At 37.5% G+C, this 248-nt stretch carries 2 pseudogenes; one reads left to right on the top strand and one right to left on the bottom strand.

Features of this window, described 5'->3' with window-relative positions:
* Positions 1–127 (top strand): annotated as a pseudogene (locus tag IDG64_RS15340) (hypothetical protein); the annotation flags it as partial.
* Here the strand turns inward: IDG64_RS15340 and IDG64_RS15685 are convergent.
* A pseudogene (locus IDG64_RS15685) lies at positions 121–248 on the bottom strand (glutamate synthase-related protein); the annotation flags it as partial. The pseudogenes IDG64_RS15340 and IDG64_RS15685 overlap by 7 nt on opposite strands.

Genomic DNA, 248 nt, shown 5'->3' with positions numbered 1-248 from the left:
GCAATTAGGTCAAAAACCAGTAGGATTCAAAATTGTAGTAAGCAAAGTTTCAGAAATTGAAACACTTGTACGTACGATGGTGGAACTAGATAAGTATCCAAGCTTTATTACGATTGATGGTGGTGAATTGATTGTTTTATAAGGTTCAACATTTCGGATTTTAGCAATTTCTTCGTTTACCTTTTCAGCTTCCATATGACCACCACGAGTCTTAGCACCTTGTGCCAACTTCAGCTCAAATGCGCGTA

Origin of the sequence: Staphylococcus sp. EG-SA-15 (genome assembly GCF_017151895.1) — a bacterium.
In the GTDB taxonomy this organism is placed as follows: domain Bacteria; phylum Bacillota; class Bacilli; order Staphylococcales; family Staphylococcaceae; genus Staphylococcus; species Staphylococcus aureus.
Note: the sequence above shows the minus strand (reverse complement) of the source record. Positions and strands in the feature narration are given on the sequence as shown.